Origin of the sequence: Algoriphagus aquaeductus (genome assembly GCF_003253485.1) — a bacterium.
In the GTDB taxonomy this organism is placed as follows: Bacteria; Bacteroidota; Bacteroidia; order Cytophagales; family Cyclobacteriaceae; genus Algoriphagus; species Algoriphagus aquaeductus.
In genome coordinates this window covers 58,775-77,303 of the sequence record NZ_QKTX01000017.1, presented here as the reverse complement: position 1 = coordinate 77,303, position 18,529 = coordinate 58,775, and the positions used below count along the sequence as shown (strand labels likewise).

The window sequence follows — 18,529 nt, the reverse complement described above, 5'->3', positions numbered from 1 at the left end:
ACTCCTAAATGAATATACGGAATCTTGCCAGTAGCATTTCTAAAGGTCCGAAGACCAAGTTAACGTCATATTTTTGGGAATCTTCGGTCTTCGGTCATCGGTCTTCCAGCCCAAAATCAGGGGAATATTCATCAACTGGCAGAATAGCGTATAATCAGTTACTCCCATTTTATTTTTTAGAATGAAAAATAAAAGACCCTGCCATTCCGAATTGTTGAAATGATAGGGTCCTTTCTTTATTATCAGTTATCTAAAGTAATCTGATAGTTGATTCTTCCTAGTGTCTGAAGACGAAATTAACGGCAAGTTTTGGAAATCTTCGGTCTTCGGTTTCCCGGCCCAAAATCAAAGGAAAATTCGTCAACGGTCAGAATAGCCTACAACCAGATTATTAATTAATCAGTTTTTAATGATTCGGAAAGATTCCGTTTTACCAGCCCAGTTGAGGGTAAGGATATAGACTCCCGCAGCTTTGGTTTGTAAGTAATTGCCCAGTTTTTCGCTGAGTTTCTCAATATTTGGATCATTGAACTGCTCTGTTTGTCCAAGGATAGTGGAAACAGTTGCAGTCACGTCTCCCTCAAGTAATGGATCCTGACTGACGAGTTCCAGCCTGAATCCGACACCGGAGGTAGGATTGGGATAGATGATCCAAGAGGAGGCCCCGGCAACAGCTTCCACCTGAATGGAGCGCGTCGCACTGTAGAAATAAGTTCCACTGAAGTTCACCTGCTTCAATCGATAGAAGATATTTCCACCCGCAGCCGGAAGATTTTTATCGATAAAGCCATATTCTACCGGGGAGTCGGAGTATCCCTTACCGGTCACTTCACCGACTTTAGTCCAGTTTTGAATTTGATTTACCGCCCGTTCCACTTCAAAATGTGAGTTTTCCCATTCTTTGGCTACTGCCCAAGCCAGATTCCCTTCTCTGTTTGTAGCATTATAAGTCGCGTTGAAATAGAGGTAGTCGAGGGGGAGGATTCTGAAAACATCATAATAGATGTAGACAACACCATTTCCTCCACGGCCGCCCCCAGCAAATCCTGCACCTCCACCTGAACCAGTTAAATCTTGCCCTTGCTGACCTATTGATGTAGAGTTGTCCTGATTCCCATCTCCTCCGATTTTAATATCAAGTAGGTTATTTGTAAGGCTATATACTTTTCCTCCCTCACCATTAAATTTATTTACACCATTAAAATTATTTCCAATTCCTCCGCCTCCTGCCCCATAATTAATTAATAGACCCCCTATTTGGTATTGTCTTCCATGTCCTCCGTCCCCGCCTTTTCCTTGTCCGGCACCAGCACCTTGTCCGTTAATACCCACTGTTACGATTCCCCCGCCGCCTCCGCCGGCATGGGCTCCGCTTCCAGAAGCGTCACCTCTTCCTCCAGCTGAACCGATAGGAGGAGTACCCGTCATACCCGTACCACCATTAAAATTTGTTTGAGGAGTTGGAATGGCAGCTCCACCTCCACCAGAGGCACCGTTCAATCCAGGACCATTTTCTCTTGACCCTCCACCACCGCCACCTTCAGCTATTACGGATATAGGGGATCCATCAATATTTCCTGAGATACTGGATAGGCCTCCTAAGCCGCCTTTCTGATTTAATGAAGTAGCTCCAGCTCCACCTTGTCCAACGGTAATAGAAAAGGAAGTTCCTGCGGGAAATCCTGCAGGATTGGTTGTGGAGTAATTTTGATTATGTATCAATTGACCAGCACCACCGCCACCGCTGCCAGAACCAAATCCGCCACCTCCACCTGCACCTCCAACCGTAGTTCGGAATCCTGTGAGTCCTTCTGGTGCTGTCCAAGTGGTATTGCAATTAAATTGAATAATGGCTGTACCAGTGACTGATCCATCATTAATAACTGTAAAACAAGAACTTACTGGAGGTAATGGATAGGTTATAACTACAAAGCCTGGAGCTCCGGCTCCTCCACCGCCATTTCCTCTTGCTCCGCCGCCGCCGCCGCCAAATAGAGATCCAGAAGAACCATTCCCATTATTACCAGAAGCTCCTGGTCCTCCGCTTCCTCCAAGAGGACCGCTGCCATCCCCTCCATTTCCGCCTCTATCTGAAACAGGAATATTTGGAAGTTTGCCTATGTTTCCAGGTTGATTTACTGTGCCATTTAATCCTATTGTGGCCGCAGATCCAGGAGTGATCCCATTCGCTCCGCCTCCTCCAAAAGCATAAACGATGCTAGTTGATTGAGGATTTGGATTACTTGAATCTCTTGTAACCCAAGTATTACCACCATTTCCCGCTGGTGTTCCCGCAGAAGTCTGACCTGATCCACCATTTCCAATGAAAATACCAATTGCTTCACCAGGAACAACATTTATTGTTCTTGTAGAATATCCACCTCCGCCACCTCCAGCGGCTGAATTTCCTGGGCCTAAACCTGCGCCACCACCGCCGCCGCCGCCGTAAGCGCTCACTGTGATTTGAAAGATCCCAGCAGGAACATAAAACGTTCCGTTGGAAGTGAAGATTTTTGGCTGGATTCCAAAGAAGGTTATATTATTTGTACTAGTTGGAACGGGGCAAGAAACAGGATCTGTAGATTTGCGGATCGAATTTATTGTGAGGGAGGTAAGGTTCTCGTTGTTGATGCCTGGGCTCAGAAACACTCCCACTCCATTGGTAAAATTCACTGTGATATCAGTAGCACTAAGTGGATTGGCTAAGCCTCTTTGATAATTTATCACATAGGAACCGTTGGTAAGTGCGGCTGGACTTACAGTCAAGGTGATGGTAGCTGCACCTCCCAAATTGGAAGGGGAAACTGAAGAAATTGCTGCTAAAGTGTAAACAGGTTGCACATCAATAATTCCCGTAGCAGTAACTGTTCCACAACCACCCGTTAACGGTATGCTGTAGGGTTTTGGCCCAGGAGTTACTGAGGGGTCTACGGTACCACTAATGGTAATAGTTCCGTTTGCTGCCGATCCAGACCAAACTGCTGAAAGCCCTAATGGAAGGCCAACTGGCGCACCTATTCCGGTAGCTCCTACCGTAGAATGGGTGATGGTAGGGAATACTCCTGTCGAGCATGCACTTGGATTTGGATTGGAAGGAGGAGTGACCGTGTTTTTAAGAACAGTGATTGTTGAGGAAGTAGCAGGTGAGGTTGAACCGCAGCTGTTGGGGTCTGTATAATTTACAGAGATGGATTTAGTCCCCGGAGTAAGCCATCGGATTACCGCAGTATTACTGCTGGAATTTCCTCCCGAGACCAGGGTATAATCCGTTCCTGCTACACCAGGTATGGTCCAAATATAATTAGTCTGTCCTGATTGGGTGGTATAGGTAAGATCTGTGTCAACACAATGGGTACCACTGGGTTGGGCAGTAAAAGAAACTACTGGTAAAGGATTAACCCGATGAAGACCTGAAACGGCACTGGTAGCGGTTGTTCCACAGGAGGTTTGTGAACTTACCACTACGTAGTAAAACATGTCTCCAACAACGTTTGAAGGAGGTGTAAAACTATTTGAGGTTGCTCCCGGGATTAAGGTTCCTCCAGAATTTGATGCGGTGCTATTGCTATACCATTGATAGGTCCAACCTTGACCTGTGCCTACCGAAAGGGAAGAGAAGGCAACATTTTGACAACGGGTCTGAGCCCCTAAACTTGGCGAAATTATAGCAGGTAGGGCATTAACTATGATCGTTCCGGTAGCATTGACCGTGCCACATCCTCCTGTCAAGGGAATGGAATAATTGAAAGTGCCGGGGGTTGTAGGTGTGCCTGAAATAGTGATGGAATTTGCTGACCAACTGGCAGTTACTCCTGTGGGCAGTCCGGTAGGAGCTCCGATTCCTGTAGCTCCAGTAGTGGTATGGGTAATAGGTGTTATTAGGGAGTTTTGACAAGCGATTTGGTTATTTACAGAAGGGGCAGATACTGTGTTGTTTGGATTCACGACGTATGCTGCCGATACTGGACTGGTAACTGAAGTACAGGCTGGCGAGCTGACTACTACATAATAATATAATGTTCCGGCTGTTGAATTAAGCGGAGTGTAGGTATTTGAAGTAGCTCCAGGAATTGCAGTCCCTGTTGAATTATTATTTGCTGAATTGCGAAACCATTGATAGGTAAAGCCAAATCCGGTTCCTACGGACATTGGCGCGAATGCAGCGCCATTTATACAAGTCGTCCCTCCGGGTGTAACCTGGGAAGTTATCGTAGGTACAGCATTGACTATAGAATTACTAGAGGCTGGGGCTGATCCTGTGCAACCATTTGAATTGGTATAATTAACAGTTACAGTTTTAGATCCTGGTGTCAACCATGTTAACGTAACCGAATTGTCTGTAGAACTAATCCCTCCGGAATTTATTGAGTAATCAATTCCTTGTGTGCCAGATATTGACCAAGTATAGTTTGAATTACCGGGTTGGGTTGTGTATGAAACTGCAGACCCTAAACATATATTGGCTGATCCTGAGGCAGTAAAAGTAGGAATTGGTAATGGATTGACAATTATTGTACCTGTGATTAAGGATTGGCCTGTGGTGCAACCCCCAACCATTGGAATTGTATAATTAAAAGTACCTGAGACGGTTGGCGTACCAGAAATTGTAATTGTATTTGAAGACCAAGTGGCAGTAACTCCTGTAGGTAATCCGGTTGCAGTTCCTATTCCTGTTGCCCCAACAGTATTTATTGTAATAGGTGTCGCTATTGGAGTACCTATGCATAATGTTCTGTTTGGTGATGGTGATGTAAAGGTGTTGGGTGCGACCGTAAATGTAATTCTTACCTCTCCTCTAGCACCATTACCTCCGGACCGATTTCCTGAGTCCTGATTGGTTCTTGCCCCACTTCCTCCTCCTCCAATTATTGTTCCTGGATTACCGTTACTAGTGGAATTTCCAGTGATGCTGTTTCCTCCATTTCCTCCATTTCCCCCATTCCCACCAGCACCACTATTCACATTATTTCCACTAGCTCCATTTCCTCCATTAGTACCATTAGTAATTGTTCCAACCCCTGTTACAGCACCTAAACCTCCTGTGGGTGTTCCTCCAACTAAATTACCAAATCCCCCCAAACCTCCATCAGCCCTGATGATAACTAGTGCACTTCGTGAAACAGAGGAAGATCCTCCAGAATTTCCATTTCCTCCACTTACGCCAGTTCCACCTGCTCCAACTGAAATATTAAAAACATCGCCAATTGAGAAAGTGGCCCCTGTTAAAGTGATAACAGAATATGCTCCTCCTCCCCCACCTGCTCCTGCTCGACCATTATTTGCTCCTCCACCTGCATTAGTACTTCCTCCACCGGCTCCTCCACCACCCCAAGCTTCGATTGTAATAGATGTGGTGCCCACAGGAACTGTCCAAGATGAAGCTCCTGTTGTTGTAAATGAAGTTGTAGTAGTACATTGCCCCAAAACCTCCCCAATTCCAAAAAACACCATCCCAACCCCCATCAAAATGGGAGAAAGCCTAAAAATTTGCTTGATCAGCTTTTGGAAAATATTCACGGGTGTATAAGTGTTGCTAAGCTCCTGAATTTGAGTGTAAATATACGGGTAAAATGAATTTCAAAACAATAAAAATGCATTTTGATTTCATTTTAACCCTTTTCATAGGTTTTGACAAGCTATATACTAAAGAAAGTCAGTGCTTGGATTGGATATAGGGGTTTTGCTGTTTCTTTTTCCTGTGTGGGGTGGTATGATCAATTTGATTTATTGGGGGTGTTTTTTGGGCAATAAATGAACTGCTTTTTTATGTTAATCAAATACAATTTGCCTGCTTGAAACAAATTATATTCTAGATCAACTTCCAAAAGGGCTACCAAAATATATCAAAGTCTATAAATAACAAATTTTATTCGGAAAAATGTGTCGCATATCCTGGGGACATCCTGATGTTTTCCCAAGAAATATTTACACTTGATTTACTTTTTTGAGACTTTGAGAAAAAAATAACCCCGGCCTCTCAGCCAGGGTTAGGAAGTTTATTTTGGAGAAAGGAATCAATTACCCGTTCATCGATATCAAAAACTCGGCATTGTCCCGGGTTCCTTTCATTCGGTTCAACAGGAATTCCATGGATTCCTGAGAATTCATATCACTCATGAGCTTTCTCAAGATCCAGACCCGCTGCATTTCTTCTTTGTCCATCAGCAAGTCCTCACGACGGGTACCTGAACCCAGAACATCAATAGCAGGATAGATTCTACGGTTAGCCAGTTTACGGTCGAGCGCCAGTTCCATATTGCCGGTACCTTTGAATTCTTCAAAAATCACCTCATCCATCTTCGAGCCTGTTTCTACCAGGGCTGTGGCAATGATGGTCAGGGAACCGCCATTTTCTACATTTCTGGCAGCACCGAAGAATCGCTTAGGCTTGTGGAGGGCATTGGCATCCACCCCACCGGAAAGGATCTTTCCAGAGCTTGGGACCACCGTGTTGTGTGCACGTGCCAGTCGGGTGATGGAGTCGAGAAGGATGACCACATCATGGCCTACTTCGACCATTCGCTTGGCTTTTTCCAATACGATATTGGCCACTTTCACGTGGCGCTCTGCCTGTTCGTCAAAGGTGGAGGAAATCACCTCGGCTTTGACCGAACGGGCCATATCGGTCACTTCTTCCGGACGCTCATCGATCAACAAGATCATCAGATGGACTTCCGGATGGTTTTTGGTGATGGCGTTTGCAATCTGCTGAAGGAGAACGGTCTTACCGGTCTTGGGCTGAGCCACAATCATTCCCCGCTGACCTTTCCCGATTGGGGCAAAGAGATCCAGAATTCGGGTAGAATACCCATCCGGCTTGGTAGACAAGTTCAGTCTTTCCTCCGGGAAAAGAGGCGTCAGGTATTCAAAAGGAACGCGGTCACGAATTTCGTCTGTGGTCTTTCCATTGACCGTTCCCAATTTCAAGAGTGCAAAATATTTTTCGCCTTCTTTCGGAGGGCGAATGGATCCTTTGATATGATCACCGGTTTTTAGCCCAAAAAGTTTGATCTGACTTGGAGATACGTAGATATCATCGGGAGAGGCCAGGTAGTTGTAATCCAATGACCTCAGGAAACCGTAACCTTCCTGCATGATTTCGAGTACGCCTTCGTTTTCGATCACGCCGTCAAATTCCCTTGGGCTGACGAATGGTTTTTTTCGTCCGGTTCCCGGAATAGTCTCAGCCGCAGGCATCAACACCTCATCCTGAGATTTGAAGTTTTTCCGTCTGGGAAGTTCTACCTCCCCTTCCTGTCTTGGGGCCTTTGGTTCTTGCGGAGTAGGAGAAGTCGGCTGTTCGGTGGAAGATTCTTCCGTGATGCTTTCAGCTACATTTACTTCCTCAAAGACTCTTCTTCTCGGTCTAAAAGTTTTAGGTTCTTCACCCGTGATTTCAGAAGCTTCTTTTTTCTCGGTTCTTGGTTCCCTCGCCTCAGGCTTAGGTTCACGATGTTCAGGTCTTGGCTCTCTTTTTTCCGTTTTTAGAGTAAATTCTTTTGGAGCTCTTGCCTCTTGTTTTGGAGTTTCTTTTTCTTTCGCCTTCACGCTGCTCTCTTCGGCTTCGGCGGCTGGGGCAGCTGGAATTTCAGTGACGTTTTGTCTTCTGAATTTGGGTTTGTATTCTGCTTGGTCTGGGGCAGCAGCGGTTGCGGGTGTTTCTGGCTGCGTTTCGGGCGTCTCAATGGCCTGTGTCTCGACGATTGAGGGCTTTTTCTTGGGGAGGGCTTGCTCTGGGGTGATTGCCTGTTGGTCTAGAATGGCGTAAACCAATTCGTCTTTTTTAAGGGATTTGAAGTTTTTCACTCCTAGCTCCTCAGCAATTTCCTTCAGTTCAGATAAAAGCCTGATTCTGAGTTCTTCTATGTTGTACATAAAGAGGGTATGAAATAAAATAAGATCTGTATGATGCGGTATTTGGGATCGTGGATGATTTTCTGAGCAAAAAAGGTCTGCAGGAAAGGCTCAAGTCAAAGTGGGCTGACTTGCTTCATACACGGTGATGTCACAATATTAAACGTTGCAGATGGATTTAACAAATTTTTTCTTTTTCCTTCATTTTTTTAAATCCGATCACATTCAGCTCATTAGCTGTCGGATGATCGGGAGAGACTTTATCGGAGACGCTTGGTCGAGGTGCTCGGAATGAAAATCCAAGAGATGGTCTAGGAGTTTTCTCCGGATGGCTACGGAAATTTTGAACTGACAAAGGAATCGATCCTCAATAAGGCTTTCCAAATATGAAAGTGCCGGAACCATCTCCTCAGCCGGAAAGGGATGATGGACACTTTCGACCAGAAAACCGCCTGCTGTCTCTGGGGCAAAGCCCAAATATTTGGCTTTTTCGACCAGGAAAACCAAGGGAAAATGGCCTACAATGCAATCCTGACGGTCCAGTGTCGAGATGCTTTCTACCAAGAAATCAAAGAGCCAATCATTTTGATATCCTTCGTAAATACTCCGATTGATCACTTCTGTCATAAATAAGGCAATGCTGGTGCGGGCAAAGTCAAAGGGAATCAGTCGATGGGGATGAAGGATTTTTGCCTCCGAAATCCGCTGCAGGCCGGAGTTTTCTTTGTCATAAACGACCAAATCCAGGAGCGTCAAAGGCTGATAGAGGGCGATTTTACTTCCTTTGCCCTGAGTTCGGACACCATGGACCAGGTAGGATTTTAGTCCCAATTCCCGGGTGAAGATTTTCACGATTATACTCGTTTCCTTGTATTTGAGGTAATTGAGTACGATCCCTTGGGTCTTCTTCAGCATGGAAGTCTTGGCTATTTTTTATCCTCAAAGAAACATTTGCGGCAACGGGCCTCGTAACTTTCTTTTTCTCCCAACACCACTTTTTCCTTGGCTTCTGTAAGCCGAAGCGAAAAAGCGGCCAAATCCCCACACTTCATGCAGATCGCATGGACTTTGGTCACATATTCTGCGATGGCCATCAGACGGGGCATAGGCTCAAATGGCTTGCCTTCAAAATCCATGTCCAAGCCAGCCAAAATCACCCGCTTGCCTTGATTGGCCAGAATCAGTACTACCCGTACGATCTCCTCATCGAAAAATTGGGCTTCGTCGATGCCGACGACTTCGCAGTTTCCGGAGAGCAAGAGAATATCCCCGGCAAAATTTACGGGTGTGGAGCGGATGCTGTTTTCGTTGTGCGAGACCACATCAGAGTCATGGTAGCGCTTATCCACGGAGGGTTTGAAGATCTCTACACGTAGTTTTGCCAGCCTGGCTCTATTGAGCCTCCGAATCAGTTCCTCAGTTTTTCCGGAAAACATAGAGCCGCAGATGACTTCGATCTGTCCTTTGCGCTCGGTGGGTTTTCTGGTGCTGAGGGAGGGTTCTATAAACATGTTAATCCGAATACTTCAGGTGGGGGAATTTATTGATATCGGCGACTTTGATGATCAGCCTGCCTTGGAGTAGCCTGGATTGGCAGGTTAGGCGTTCATTGGGAAGGAGACGATTCTGTTGCCGAAAAAAGGTCTCCCGCTCAGTTTCTTCACTTACATTTTCCTGTCCCTCCAAGATAATCATCTTACAACTGGTGCAACGGCCTTTTTTACCGCAAGCATGCATCCAATCGATGCCGTTTTCATGAATTAATTCGATAACTTTACGATCGGTGTTTTCCGAATCGATCGTGAAATTTTCCAGATTTTGAATGATAATTCGGGGCATCCGTTCGTTTGCTTTTGAAAACAAGACCTACCCATGACAGTTCAAATTAACAGCAATTATTTAGAAACTTATTCCAAAGAATACGCCCAGTTGGTCTGCGATCGATTTTTTAACGGTCGGCAATTTATCACCGGACAGGAAATAATTCAGCTGACCAGTAGCATTCAGGTTAATTTTTTTGTGATCAAGCGTCTTTTTGAGCTCTGGCAGGAAGAATTGGCCAAGCTGAAAAGCAGTCCTTATTTCGATTACCGGGATATTGCTGTACATGAAGCGCTGACGCAGTTTATGAATGTGCTTTCTCGCAGAATCAAAGTGGAGCGGGCGCACTTGGAGCCTATGGTAAAAACTGCCGTGAAACAAGCCATAGAGGTGGCCACTGAACCGGTTTCTTTTTATCAGGGAGAGATTAAAAAAGCCCCCGCCGGAAAGATCAATGAATTTCTCAGGGAAAATAAAAAATACTACAAGTGGCACGACAAAGTCATTACTTTTCTCATTGACAAGACCGGATTTGGGCATGACGCAGATGCTTACCATCGGGCGATATCTGCCAACTATCAGGTGATCAAAGATTCATTGGAATCTGTCAATCTTCTCTTGGCAACTCTTGGTGAGGTCAGAGCCTTCAATCTGGACCTTTACATGGAATCAGAAATAGCATCACCTGCTTCTCCAATAACAGATATTCCGCAAAGCAGCCCCTCATCTTTCTTCGAAGAGATCGAGGAGGATGAAATCATACCGGCAAACCCTGCCCCAGTGCAAGAAGCAGCCAGAATTCAGTCAGAAGTGATCCCGGTTGTTAGATCAAGCAATCCTGCAAGTGCCGGAGTATTGCTCACCGCCTCAAAACTGAAAGTTCAATTCTCTTCAGAATCTTACAAAGGAATGAAAGGAATCATTGGGGAACTTTCCGAAAGTTTGGCCTTGAATCAGCGGTTTATGTTTACCAAGGAATTGTTTGATGGGAATGCGGATTTGCTCCGCCATGCGCTCAAGTCCATTGATGAGTCAGGATCCTTTGAGGCTGCCGTCGAATTGGTCAATAACAGGTTTGTTTCTGAATTGAGCTGGGAAACGGAATCCGAGGCTGTTCAGGAATTTATGAGGCTGGTTTACCGTAAATTTTTGGATTGATAGGCAAACAGCAAAAATAAAAAAGAGCGTAGATACGGCATCCTACGCTCTTTTTTTTGCTTTTATCGTCAGAATTAACTGATTCTGCCCAGCTGGGTGGCTCTGGACGAGTCAAACTTGATGAAAATAAACAGGAGCACTGTAAAGGACCAAAGCGAAGAACCCCCATAACTAAAGAAAGGAAGTGGAATTCCAACCACCGGAAACAGCCCGATGGTCATGGCGATATTGATCATAAAATGGAAAAGGAGGATAGAGATCACTCCATAGCCGTAGATTCTCGAAAACCGGGTTTTCTGTCGCTCCGCCATGATTACTAACCGGTAAAGTAAGCCTACAAACAGGCCAATGACCACCAAGCTTCCTACCCATCCAAATTCTTCCCCTAAGGTGCAAAAGATAAAATCAGTGTGCTGCTCTGGGACAAAGTCAAATTTGGTCTGCGTTCCTTCCAGATAGCCTTTTCCCAATAACCCACCCGAACCGATGGCGATCTTGGATTGCGTCACATTCCATCCTACCCCCAGTGGATCGATATCCGGGTTGAAAAGTACCATGATTCGGTTTTGCTGATGTGGGGGGAGTTTGGACACCACAAAATCAATCGAATAGGTGTAGGCGATCAGCCCGATACCGATGAGGGAAAAAGCCAGAATTCTTTGCCAGGTTCGTTTTCCAAGGAAAATAAGAGCAGCGGTTAGCAATACTATGGCTAGGGCTAAATAGAGATTGTTGTCTATTCCCAAGGCCAATAGGGTGATCGTCACCATACCCAAACCCAATCCAAAGTACCACTGTGGAAGGCCTTCTCTGTAAAACATCAGCAAGAAAGAAAAGTACACCATGGCGGTACCTGTATCAGGCTGAAGTAAGATCAGTGCTATAGGGATAAAAAGTACTCCGAAAGCGATGAATTGATAATTCTTTTTGGAGAGGTCAAACGTGGGACGCTCCATTACTTTGGCCAAAGCCAAAGCGGTAGCGAACTTGGCAAATTCCCCGGGCTGTATCCTAAAATCCCCGAAACCGATGGAAAGGGTCTGTCCGTTTACTTCTTTTCCCAAAAAAGGAGTTACGATCAAAATGAGCATAAAAACTCCATAGATAATCAGGGAAAGATTTTCGAAAAAACGATAATCTGCCACCATGATGATGGTAATCAAGGCAATGGCTGTCCCGATCCAGACCAATTGTTTTCCGGAATTGATCGAAAAATCAAAGATGCTTTTTTCCACTTGGCTGTCATACACGGCCGCATAGATGTTGAACCAGCCGATGATTACCAAAGCAAAGTAGATCGATACAGCGATCCAGTCCACCCGATTGATATGGATATCTGATTCTCTCATGGATTAATTAAAATTACCGGCTAGTACATACTCCTGAAGTGCAGGTCTGCTGATTTCTCCCTTGATGTATTTCTCGATCATCAGCGAGGCTGTACTTGCTGCTGCCCTTCCGCCCCAGCCGGCATTTTCCACATAGACGGCAATGGCAATCTTGGGATCATCCTTGGGTGCAAAAGCAATAAAAACAGAATGATCCTCTCCGTGGGGATTCTGGGCGGTTCCTGTTTTTCCGGCGATGACCAAATCCTTGATCACTGCACGGTTGGCGGTGCCATAAAGCGCTTCGGCCATGGCATCTTGGATGAGATCAAAGTGGTGGGCATCGACTCCTACGTCATGTCTGATCTGAAATTTACCGGGGATCAAGGTGGGATCACCGTCAATTTCTTTGACCAAATGGGGGGTATAGTAGTATCCCTTGTTGGCAAAAATTGCCGCGAGATTGGCCATTTGAAGGGGAGTTACCTGCATCTCGCCCTGACCGATCGATAGGGAATAAATGGTTGAATATTTCCAACGTCCCGATCCATAGATCCGGTCATATAGTTTGCTGGAAGGAATATCTCCTCCTTTTTCCCCAAACATGTCAACTCCCAAAGAACCTCCCAAACCAAATTTCAAGACTTTTTCCCTCCAGGCATTCAGACCGATTTCGGTGTCTTTGAAAGTGTTGGAAGAGATGCCCTGATTGATGATCATCCGGTAGGCCTGATGGTAATAGGGATTGCAGGAGTTTCGGATCGCTCCAAACAAGTTGACAGGGTTGGGATGATTGTGACAGGCGACCAAGGACCTGTTGCAACTTAAGGTCGTATTTGGAGTTAGGATTCCTTCTTGAAGTCCAATCAAACTTTGAACGATCTTGAAAATGGAACCTGGGGGATACATCGCCATGATGGGCCGATTAAAAAGGGGCTTGGCCTTATCTCCGTTCAGCCTTCGATAGGTTTTGCTGAATTCCGCTCCGGTCAACTCATTGGGATCGTAAAATGGGGCAGAGATCATCGCGAGGATTTCTCCTGTTTTCGGTTCGATTGCCACCACCGATCCTGTTTTTCCGTTCATGAGCATCTCGCCGTAGCGCTGCAGGTCCAGGTCAATGGTGGAGGTGATGTTTTTTCCTGCAATGGAGGCAGTGTCATATTCCCCGTCCTTGAATGGGCCCTTGTCCACTCCACGGACGTTGACCATTTTGTATTTGACGCCTTTTTTACCCCTCAACTCATTTTCATAATACCTTTCCAAGCCACTCAGTCCAACATAGTCTCCTTGGGAATAATACTTAAGGGTATCACGCTCAAGTTGACCTGCACTGATCTCCCCAATGTAGCCTAAGGCATGCGCAGCAGTAGGAGTGGGGTAAGATCTGACTGATCGGGTCATGATGAATAGCCCCGGATAATCCACCAAAAAGTCCTGGATTCTGGCAAAATCGGTTGTGGAGATTTGTTTGATCAATGGGGAGGGCTTGACGCGGGAATAGTTTTTAGCCGCATTGTACCCTTCGATCAGTTGCTCTTTGCTGATTTTGAAGAGCTGGCAAAACCGTGTAGTGTCTCCCACTTTGAATTCTTTGGGCACGACCATCAGGTCAAAAATGGGGTTGTTGAATACCATCAATTTGCCGGTGCGGTCATAGACTAAGCCCCGATAGGGATGGTCTACAATCCGCTGAATGGCATTCCGCTCAGCCCTTTTCATGAAGCTGTCGTCCAAGACTTGAATCGTAAATAACTTGGCAAGTAAAATTACACTCACCAAAAAGATAAAGATGAGAATGACTACGGGTCTTTGGTCTTTCATGTGATTATAATTCGCTCAAAGGTCATGCCTTCTTTTGTCGGTAGGCAGGTCGTATGAATTCTCATTATCCCAGTTTCTGGCCAGGAAGACTTGCTCGATTTCATCAGATTCCCCTCCTGCGTTTGAAGAACAGGAGTTGTACAAGTATAACCAAAAGTGTGGTGAAAATCGACGAAAACAAGCTTTTGCTCAAGATCCCAACCAATCCGCCTGTACCCCATTGATCCGCAGTAAAAAAGACCAGGGAGTATAGAAAGACAAGGGGAAAAGCATAGCTGATGAATCTTCCGATACCGATTTCAGGCAAGCTTGGTGTTTCGGCTTCGTCGTATCCTCCAGTCAGACTGGTAGCTTTAAGCCAAAGAGGTCTGACAAAAGCGATAGCAGTAGCCGCCGCAGCATGCATGCCGATCGTTTCGTAAAAAACGTCCAAGGTGAGTCCCAAAAAAAAGGCAATGATCAATAACGGTACTGTACGGATCGAAGATGGCAAAACCAAAATTCCCAACACATATAAAAATCCGAATGCCTGTCCAAAAAGAGCCAGGTTTTTCAGGAAAAAGATCTGAACCAATCCCAACATCAGCAGCAGAAGCGTAAAAGAAATCAGCGATCTAATATTCATTGGTCATTTCAGCTTGTCGATACAAAGAATCCAATTCATTGAATCGTGTGTTTTCGACGAGGTAGACGTAGGTCAACTTACTGAAGTCTGTGCTAAGCTTCACCGTCAAATCCAGGTAATTTGGGTCTTTTTTATCCGGTTCTACCTTTGAAATAATGCCAATAAGTATCCCCTCCGGAAATACCGCATTAAAACCTGAAGTGATGACCGAGTCACCCTCCTGTGTCTTGACATGTCGAGGTACATAGAGGAGTTTGGCTTCTGATTTATCCTCCCCGTTCCATTGCACCGACCCAAATACATCTGAAGACTTGATTTTGGAAGACACCAATAGTCCGGTATTCAGCAAGGAAAATGCCACGGAGTAGTTTTCAGAGACAGACTTAACCCGGCCTACAGCACCTTCTGTATTGAAGACTCCCATTCCTGGCTTGATGCCATGCTTGGAGCCTTTGTTTAGCGTGATGTAATTCTGCGAAAAGCGAAGAGAATTGGCAATGACTCGAGCACCCTTAAATTGGTAATCCATCGAAAGGAGGGAGTCTATGGCAAGCGGCAAGCTGTCCGGTTTGGATTGAAGCGTCAACAGCTGACCCATGATGGCTGCATTTTCTTCGGTCAATGCTTCATTAGCCTCCGCCAAAGAAAAAAACTGGACCACATCTGCTTGCTTCTGCAAAACTGATCCTACGACTGCATTCGAACTGTTGAAGAAGGCTGCACCCTGGGGAGAATTGTTGGAGACGATCATCCAGATTGCCACCACCTCAAGTAAAACAAATAATAGAAATGCCCTTATTCGATAAAGGAACTGTAGGATGCGTAGCATTCAGTACTTAAGTCATCAGAACGGTTCGGAAGTTTTGGATATTTTTCAGCGCAGTACCGGTACCCCTTACGACTGCACGAAGTGGATCTTCTGCGATATGGATAGGCAGCTTAGTTTTTTGATGGAGTCGTTTATCCAATCCTTTTAGCAAAGCTCCACCTCCGGTCAAGTGGATTCCATTGTCATAGATATCTGCGGACAATTCCGGAGGAGCAATTTCCAAGGCCTTCAAGACCGCTTCCTCTATCTTGGAAACAGACTTGTCCAAGGCAAAGGCAATTTCGGAATAGGAGACCTTGATTACTTTTGGAATCCCCGTCATCAAGTCCCTTCCTCGGATTTCATAATCCTCAGGCGCATCGTCGAGCTCAGTCAATGCCGAACCGATGGCGATTTTGACTTTCTCTGCAGAGCGCTCTCCGATCAATAAATTGTGCTGACGTCTCATGTAATCCAAGATGTCTTTGGTGAAGGTGTCTCCCGCAACCCGGATTGACTGGTCGGCTACAATGCCTGAGAGCGCGATCAGCGCAATTTCGGTAGTACCCCCTCCAATGTCCACAATCATGGATCCCATGGGTTTCTCGATGTCGATGCCGATCCCGATAGCTGCCGCGATGGGTTCATAGATCATGTAGACCTCTTTCGCACCGGCGTGTTCGGCGGAGTCTCGTACGGCTCGCTTCTCTACTTCTGTGATTCCGGATGGGATACAAATGACCATTCGGTGTGATTGAGGAAACATTCCTTTTTTCTGACCCGGAATCATTTTGATCAATCCTCGGATCATTTGTTCGGCAGCGTAGAAGTCGGCAATCACCCCATCCTTGAGTGGTCGGATGGTCTTGATGTTTTCATGAGTTTTCTCATGCATATTCATTGCCTCTCGACCGACTGCCAGCACGCGGTTGTTGGTTTTGTCTATCGCAATGATGGATGGTTCGTCCACCACAATTTTATCTTTATGAATGATCAGGGTATTGGCAGTACCCAAATCAATGGCTATATCACTAGAGAAAAAATCAAATAATCCCATTTTGAAGTTTTGAGTTGGCTATGAACTGGATTTTGGAGTTTAAGATAGTACCTCGGTACCGTTTTTAAACGTGGGTCGGCAAAATTATTATCTTAAATCGACAAAACTGAGGGAAAGAAGATTTTTTTGTTTTTAAATTCTATTTGATTTTCAGAGACCTGTTTAAGGAAGTTTTTTTCAATTTTTCTCCAGGAAATCCTGAATATCCTCAGATTGGATTGTCGCCATTTTGTATTTCGGGATTCTTTATATTACTTTTGTGCCGTATTCGAAAGTTTCTGGAGGGGACAAAAAGTCCCCTCTTTCATTATCCAAGCCTATGAATGAGCCGAGACGTGTGATCCAGGATTTGGCAGAAAAACACCTGCCAGATGAGAGTCATTTCCTGGTGGAGGTAAAAATGGAGGATAAAGCGGGAAAGACCCGGGTTTTGATTCTGGTAGATGCCGACCAAGGTGTGACGATTGAAGCATGTGCAAGGTTAAGCAGAGCGATCTCCGAGGAGCTTGAATCCCAGGATATCCTGGGTGAGGCGTATATCCTCGAAGTTTCTTCTCCCGGTTTGGATTATCCTCTGAGCAGCAGCCGACAATACCAAAAGAATGTGGGACGTGAGCTAAAGGTCTTCCAGAATTCCGGCACCGAAACAATCGGTAAATTGCTGTCAGTAGAGCCAAATGAGATTAAATTGTTGGTCAAAAAAAAGGAAAAGGGTAAGAAAGCCATCGAAGAAGAAATGATAGTTCCTTTCGGGGAAATCAAGAAATCAATCGTACAAGTATCTTTTAAATAACTCCAATGGATGCCAAAGTCTTAATAGAATCCTTCGCAGAGTTTGCGAGATCTAAAAATGTGGATCGACCTACTATGATCCGTATTCTGGAAGATGTATTCAGAGCCATGATCCGTAAAAAATTCGAAACGGATGAAAACTTCGACGTGACCATTAACGCTGATAAGGGAGACCTTGAGATTTTCCGAATAAGAGAGATTGTGGACGACAACTCTGAGGATATTTGGGATTTTGATAAAATCAGCTTGAGCGAAGCTCAAAAAATTGAGCCTGACTTTGAGATCGGAGAAGAAGTCTATGAGAAAATTGAACTCGAGGAGTTTGGCAGAAGAGCGGTACAAATGGCTCGTCAGACCCTGATTCAGCGAATCAAAGACCTTGAAAAAGACATCCTCTTCAGCAAATACGAAGAGCAGATTGGAGAAATCATCTCTGCGGAAGTGTACCAAATCCTGGGAAGAGAAATACTTCTGATAGATGGAGAAGGAAACGAATTGATTCTTCCGAAAGTAGAGCAAATTTCAAAAGACCGATTCCGAAAGGGAGATACCGTCAAAGCTATTGTCCACCGAGTAGACATGATCAATGGCAATCCTAAAGTAATTTTATCAAGGACATCTCCGGTTTTCTTGGAAAGACTGTTTGAAAATGAAGTACCTGAAGTATATGATGGCTTGATTACAATCGTAAAGATTGTCCGTGAACCGGGAGAAAGAGCCAAAGTGGCTGTTGAATCCTATGATGATCGGATTGATCCGGTTGGAGCTTGCGTGGGAATGAAAGGATCAAGAATCCATGCGGTTGTACGTGAGTTGCAAAACGAAAATATCGACGTAATCAACTACACGGACAATTTGGAACTTTATGTGTCCAGAGCACTGAGTCCTGCCAAGGTTTCTTCGATCAATGTAAATCAGGAGTCCAAGCGTATTTCAGTGTTTTTGAAGCCTGATCAAGTTTCCCTGGCCATTGGTAAGGGAGGATTCAATATCAAACTGGCAAGTAGACTGGTGGGATATGAAATAGACGTGTTCCGTGAATTGAACGAATACGATGATGAAGATGTAGACTTGAATGAATTCTCTGATGAAATCGATCAGTGGATCATTGACGAGCTCAAGAAAACAGGTCTGGATACCGCCAAGAGTGTGTTGGCCTTATCTAAGGAGGATTTAATCCGAAGAACTGAATTGGAGGAAGAGACCATTGATGAGATTTTCCGAATACTCAGAACAGAATTTGAACAATAAGGGGAATTTCC

13 protein-coding genes are annotated in these 18,529 nt (G+C 45.1%); 3 read left to right on the top strand and 10 right to left on the bottom strand.

Features of this window, described 5'->3' with window-relative positions:
- Nucleotides 1-399 precede the first annotated feature (399 nt).
- From CLV31_RS22195 to CLV31_RS18565, 5 genes are all read right to left on the bottom strand, one after another.
- Nucleotides 400-5,517 carry a glycine-rich domain-containing protein gene (locus tag CLV31_RS22195; protein WP_181452668.1) on the bottom strand — a complete coding sequence of 1,706 codons (5,118 nt, stop codon included), beginning with the start codon at nt 5,515-5,517 and terminating at the stop codon, nt 400-402.
- Nucleotides 5,518-6,018: 501 nt separating this feature from the next.
- Nucleotides 6,019-7,875 carry a transcription termination factor Rho gene (rho, locus tag CLV31_RS18580; RefSeq protein WP_111394584.1) on the bottom strand — a complete coding sequence of 619 codons (1,857 nt, stop codon included), beginning with the start codon at nt 7,873-7,875 and terminating at the stop codon, nt 6,019-6,021.
- A gap of 204 nt (nt 7,876-8,079) precedes the next feature.
- Entirely contained in the window at nt 8,080-8,769 is a 690-nt protein-coding gene (recO, locus tag CLV31_RS18575; RefSeq protein WP_111394583.1) for a DNA repair protein RecO, read from the bottom strand.
- An 11-nt stretch (nt 8,770-8,780) separates the two neighbouring features.
- Nucleotides 8,781-9,365, bottom strand: a complete 585-nt coding sequence (locus tag CLV31_RS18570; protein ID WP_111394582.1) for a thymidine kinase — start codon at nt 9,363-9,365, stop codon at nt 8,781-8,783.
- A 1-nt stretch (nt 9,366) separates the two neighbouring features.
- Nucleotides 9,367-9,693, bottom strand: coding sequence for a 2Fe-2S iron-sulfur cluster-binding protein (locus tag CLV31_RS18565; protein ID WP_111394581.1), 327 nt, complete (start codon nt 9,691-9,693; stop codon nt 9,367-9,369).
- 33 nt (nt 9,694-9,726) lie between these two features.
- Between CLV31_RS18565 and CLV31_RS18560 the strand changes: the two genes are divergently transcribed.
- Nucleotides 9,727-10,833 (top strand): hypothetical protein, encoded by a 1,107-nt coding sequence (locus CLV31_RS18560; protein WP_111394580.1) that lies wholly within the window; start codon nt 9,727-9,729, stop codon nt 10,831-10,833.
- A 74-nt stretch (nt 10,834-10,907) separates the two neighbouring features.
- Here the strand turns inward: CLV31_RS18560 and rodA are convergent, their stop codons facing one another.
- The 5 genes from rodA to CLV31_RS18535 form a co-directional block, all read right to left on the bottom strand.
- A complete protein-coding gene (gene rodA, locus CLV31_RS18555; RefSeq protein WP_111394579.1) occupies nt 10,908-12,182 on the bottom strand; it encodes a rod shape-determining protein RodA in 1,275 nt (424 codons plus the stop codon).
- Between the two features lie 3 nt (nt 12,183-12,185).
- The gene (gene mrdA, locus CLV31_RS18550; RefSeq protein ID WP_111394578.1) at nt 12,186-13,985 is read right to left on the bottom strand and encodes a penicillin-binding protein 2; all 1,800 of its coding nucleotides are present in this window, start codon (nt 13,983-13,985) and stop codon (nt 12,186-12,188) included.
- 103 nt (nt 13,986-14,088) lie between these two features.
- Nucleotides 14,089-14,610 (bottom strand): rod shape-determining protein MreD, encoded by a 522-nt coding sequence (locus CLV31_RS18545; protein ID WP_111394577.1) that lies wholly within the window; start codon nt 14,608-14,610, stop codon nt 14,089-14,091.
- On the bottom strand, nt 14,600-15,439 hold the full coding sequence (gene mreC / locus CLV31_RS18540; RefSeq protein ID WP_111394576.1) for a rod shape-determining protein MreC: 840 nt from the start codon (nt 15,437-15,439) through the stop codon (nt 14,600-14,602). Before mreC ends, CLV31_RS18545 begins: the two co-directional genes overlap by 11 nt.
- 7 nt (nt 15,440-15,446) lie before the next feature.
- Nucleotides 15,447-16,475: a rod shape-determining protein gene (locus CLV31_RS18535; RefSeq protein ID WP_111394575.1), complete on the bottom strand. Its 1,029-nt coding sequence runs from the start codon at nt 16,473-16,475 to the stop codon at nt 15,447-15,449.
- Between the two features lie 319 nt (nt 16,476-16,794).
- Between CLV31_RS18535 and CLV31_RS18530 the strand changes: the two genes are divergently transcribed.
- Nucleotides 16,795-17,268 (top strand): ribosome maturation factor RimP, encoded by a 474-nt coding sequence (locus tag CLV31_RS18530; protein ID WP_111394574.1) that lies wholly within the window; start codon nt 16,795-16,797, stop codon nt 17,266-17,268.
- 5 nt (nt 17,269-17,273) lie between these two features.
- Nucleotides 17,274-18,518 (top strand): transcription termination factor NusA, encoded by a 1,245-nt coding sequence (gene nusA / locus CLV31_RS18525; RefSeq protein ID WP_111394573.1) that lies wholly within the window; start codon nt 17,274-17,276, stop codon nt 18,516-18,518.
- The last annotated feature ends 11 nt before the right edge of the window (nt 18,519-18,529 follow it).

What these genes read in the sequence shown, in the direction of transcription:
- rho (WP_111394584.1), bottom strand. Translation starts at nt 7,875, where the DNA reads ATGTACAACATAGAAGAACTCAGAATCAGGCTTTTATCTGAACTGAAG.
- recO (WP_111394583.1), bottom strand. Translation starts at nt 8,769, where the DNA reads ATGCTGAAGAAGACCCAAGGGATCGTACTCAATTACCTCAAATACAAG.
- CLV31_RS18570 (WP_111394582.1), bottom strand. Translation starts at nt 9,365, where the DNA reads ATGTTTATAGAACCCTCCCTCAGCACCAGAAAACCCACCGAGCGCAAA.
- CLV31_RS18565 (WP_111394581.1), bottom strand. Translation starts at nt 9,693, where the DNA reads ATGCCCCGAATTATCATTCAAAATCTGGAAAATTTCACGATCGATTCG.
- CLV31_RS18560 (WP_111394580.1), top strand. Translation starts at nt 9,727, where the DNA reads ATGACAGTTCAAATTAACAGCAATTATTTAGAAACTTATTCCAAAGAA.
- rodA (WP_111394579.1), bottom strand. Translation starts at nt 12,182, where the DNA reads ATGAGAGAATCAGATATCCATATCAATCGGGTGGACTGGATCGCTGTA.
- mrdA (WP_111394578.1), bottom strand. Translation starts at nt 13,985, where the DNA reads ATGAAAGACCAAAGACCCGTAGTCATTCTCATCTTTATCTTTTTGGTG.
- CLV31_RS18545 (WP_111394577.1), bottom strand. Translation starts at nt 14,610, where the DNA reads ATGAATATTAGATCGCTGATTTCTTTTACGCTTCTGCTGCTGATGTTG.
- mreC (WP_111394576.1), bottom strand. Translation starts at nt 15,439, where the DNA reads ATGCTACGCATCCTACAGTTCCTTTATCGAATAAGGGCATTTCTATTA.
- CLV31_RS18535 (WP_111394575.1), bottom strand. Translation starts at nt 16,475, where the DNA reads ATGGGATTATTTGATTTTTTCTCTAGTGATATAGCCATTGATTTGGGT.
- CLV31_RS18530 (WP_111394574.1), top strand. Translation starts at nt 16,795, where the DNA reads ATGAATGAGCCGAGACGTGTGATCCAGGATTTGGCAGAAAAACACCTG.
- nusA (WP_111394573.1), top strand. Translation starts at nt 17,274, where the DNA reads ATGGATGCCAAAGTCTTAATAGAATCCTTCGCAGAGTTTGCGAGATCT.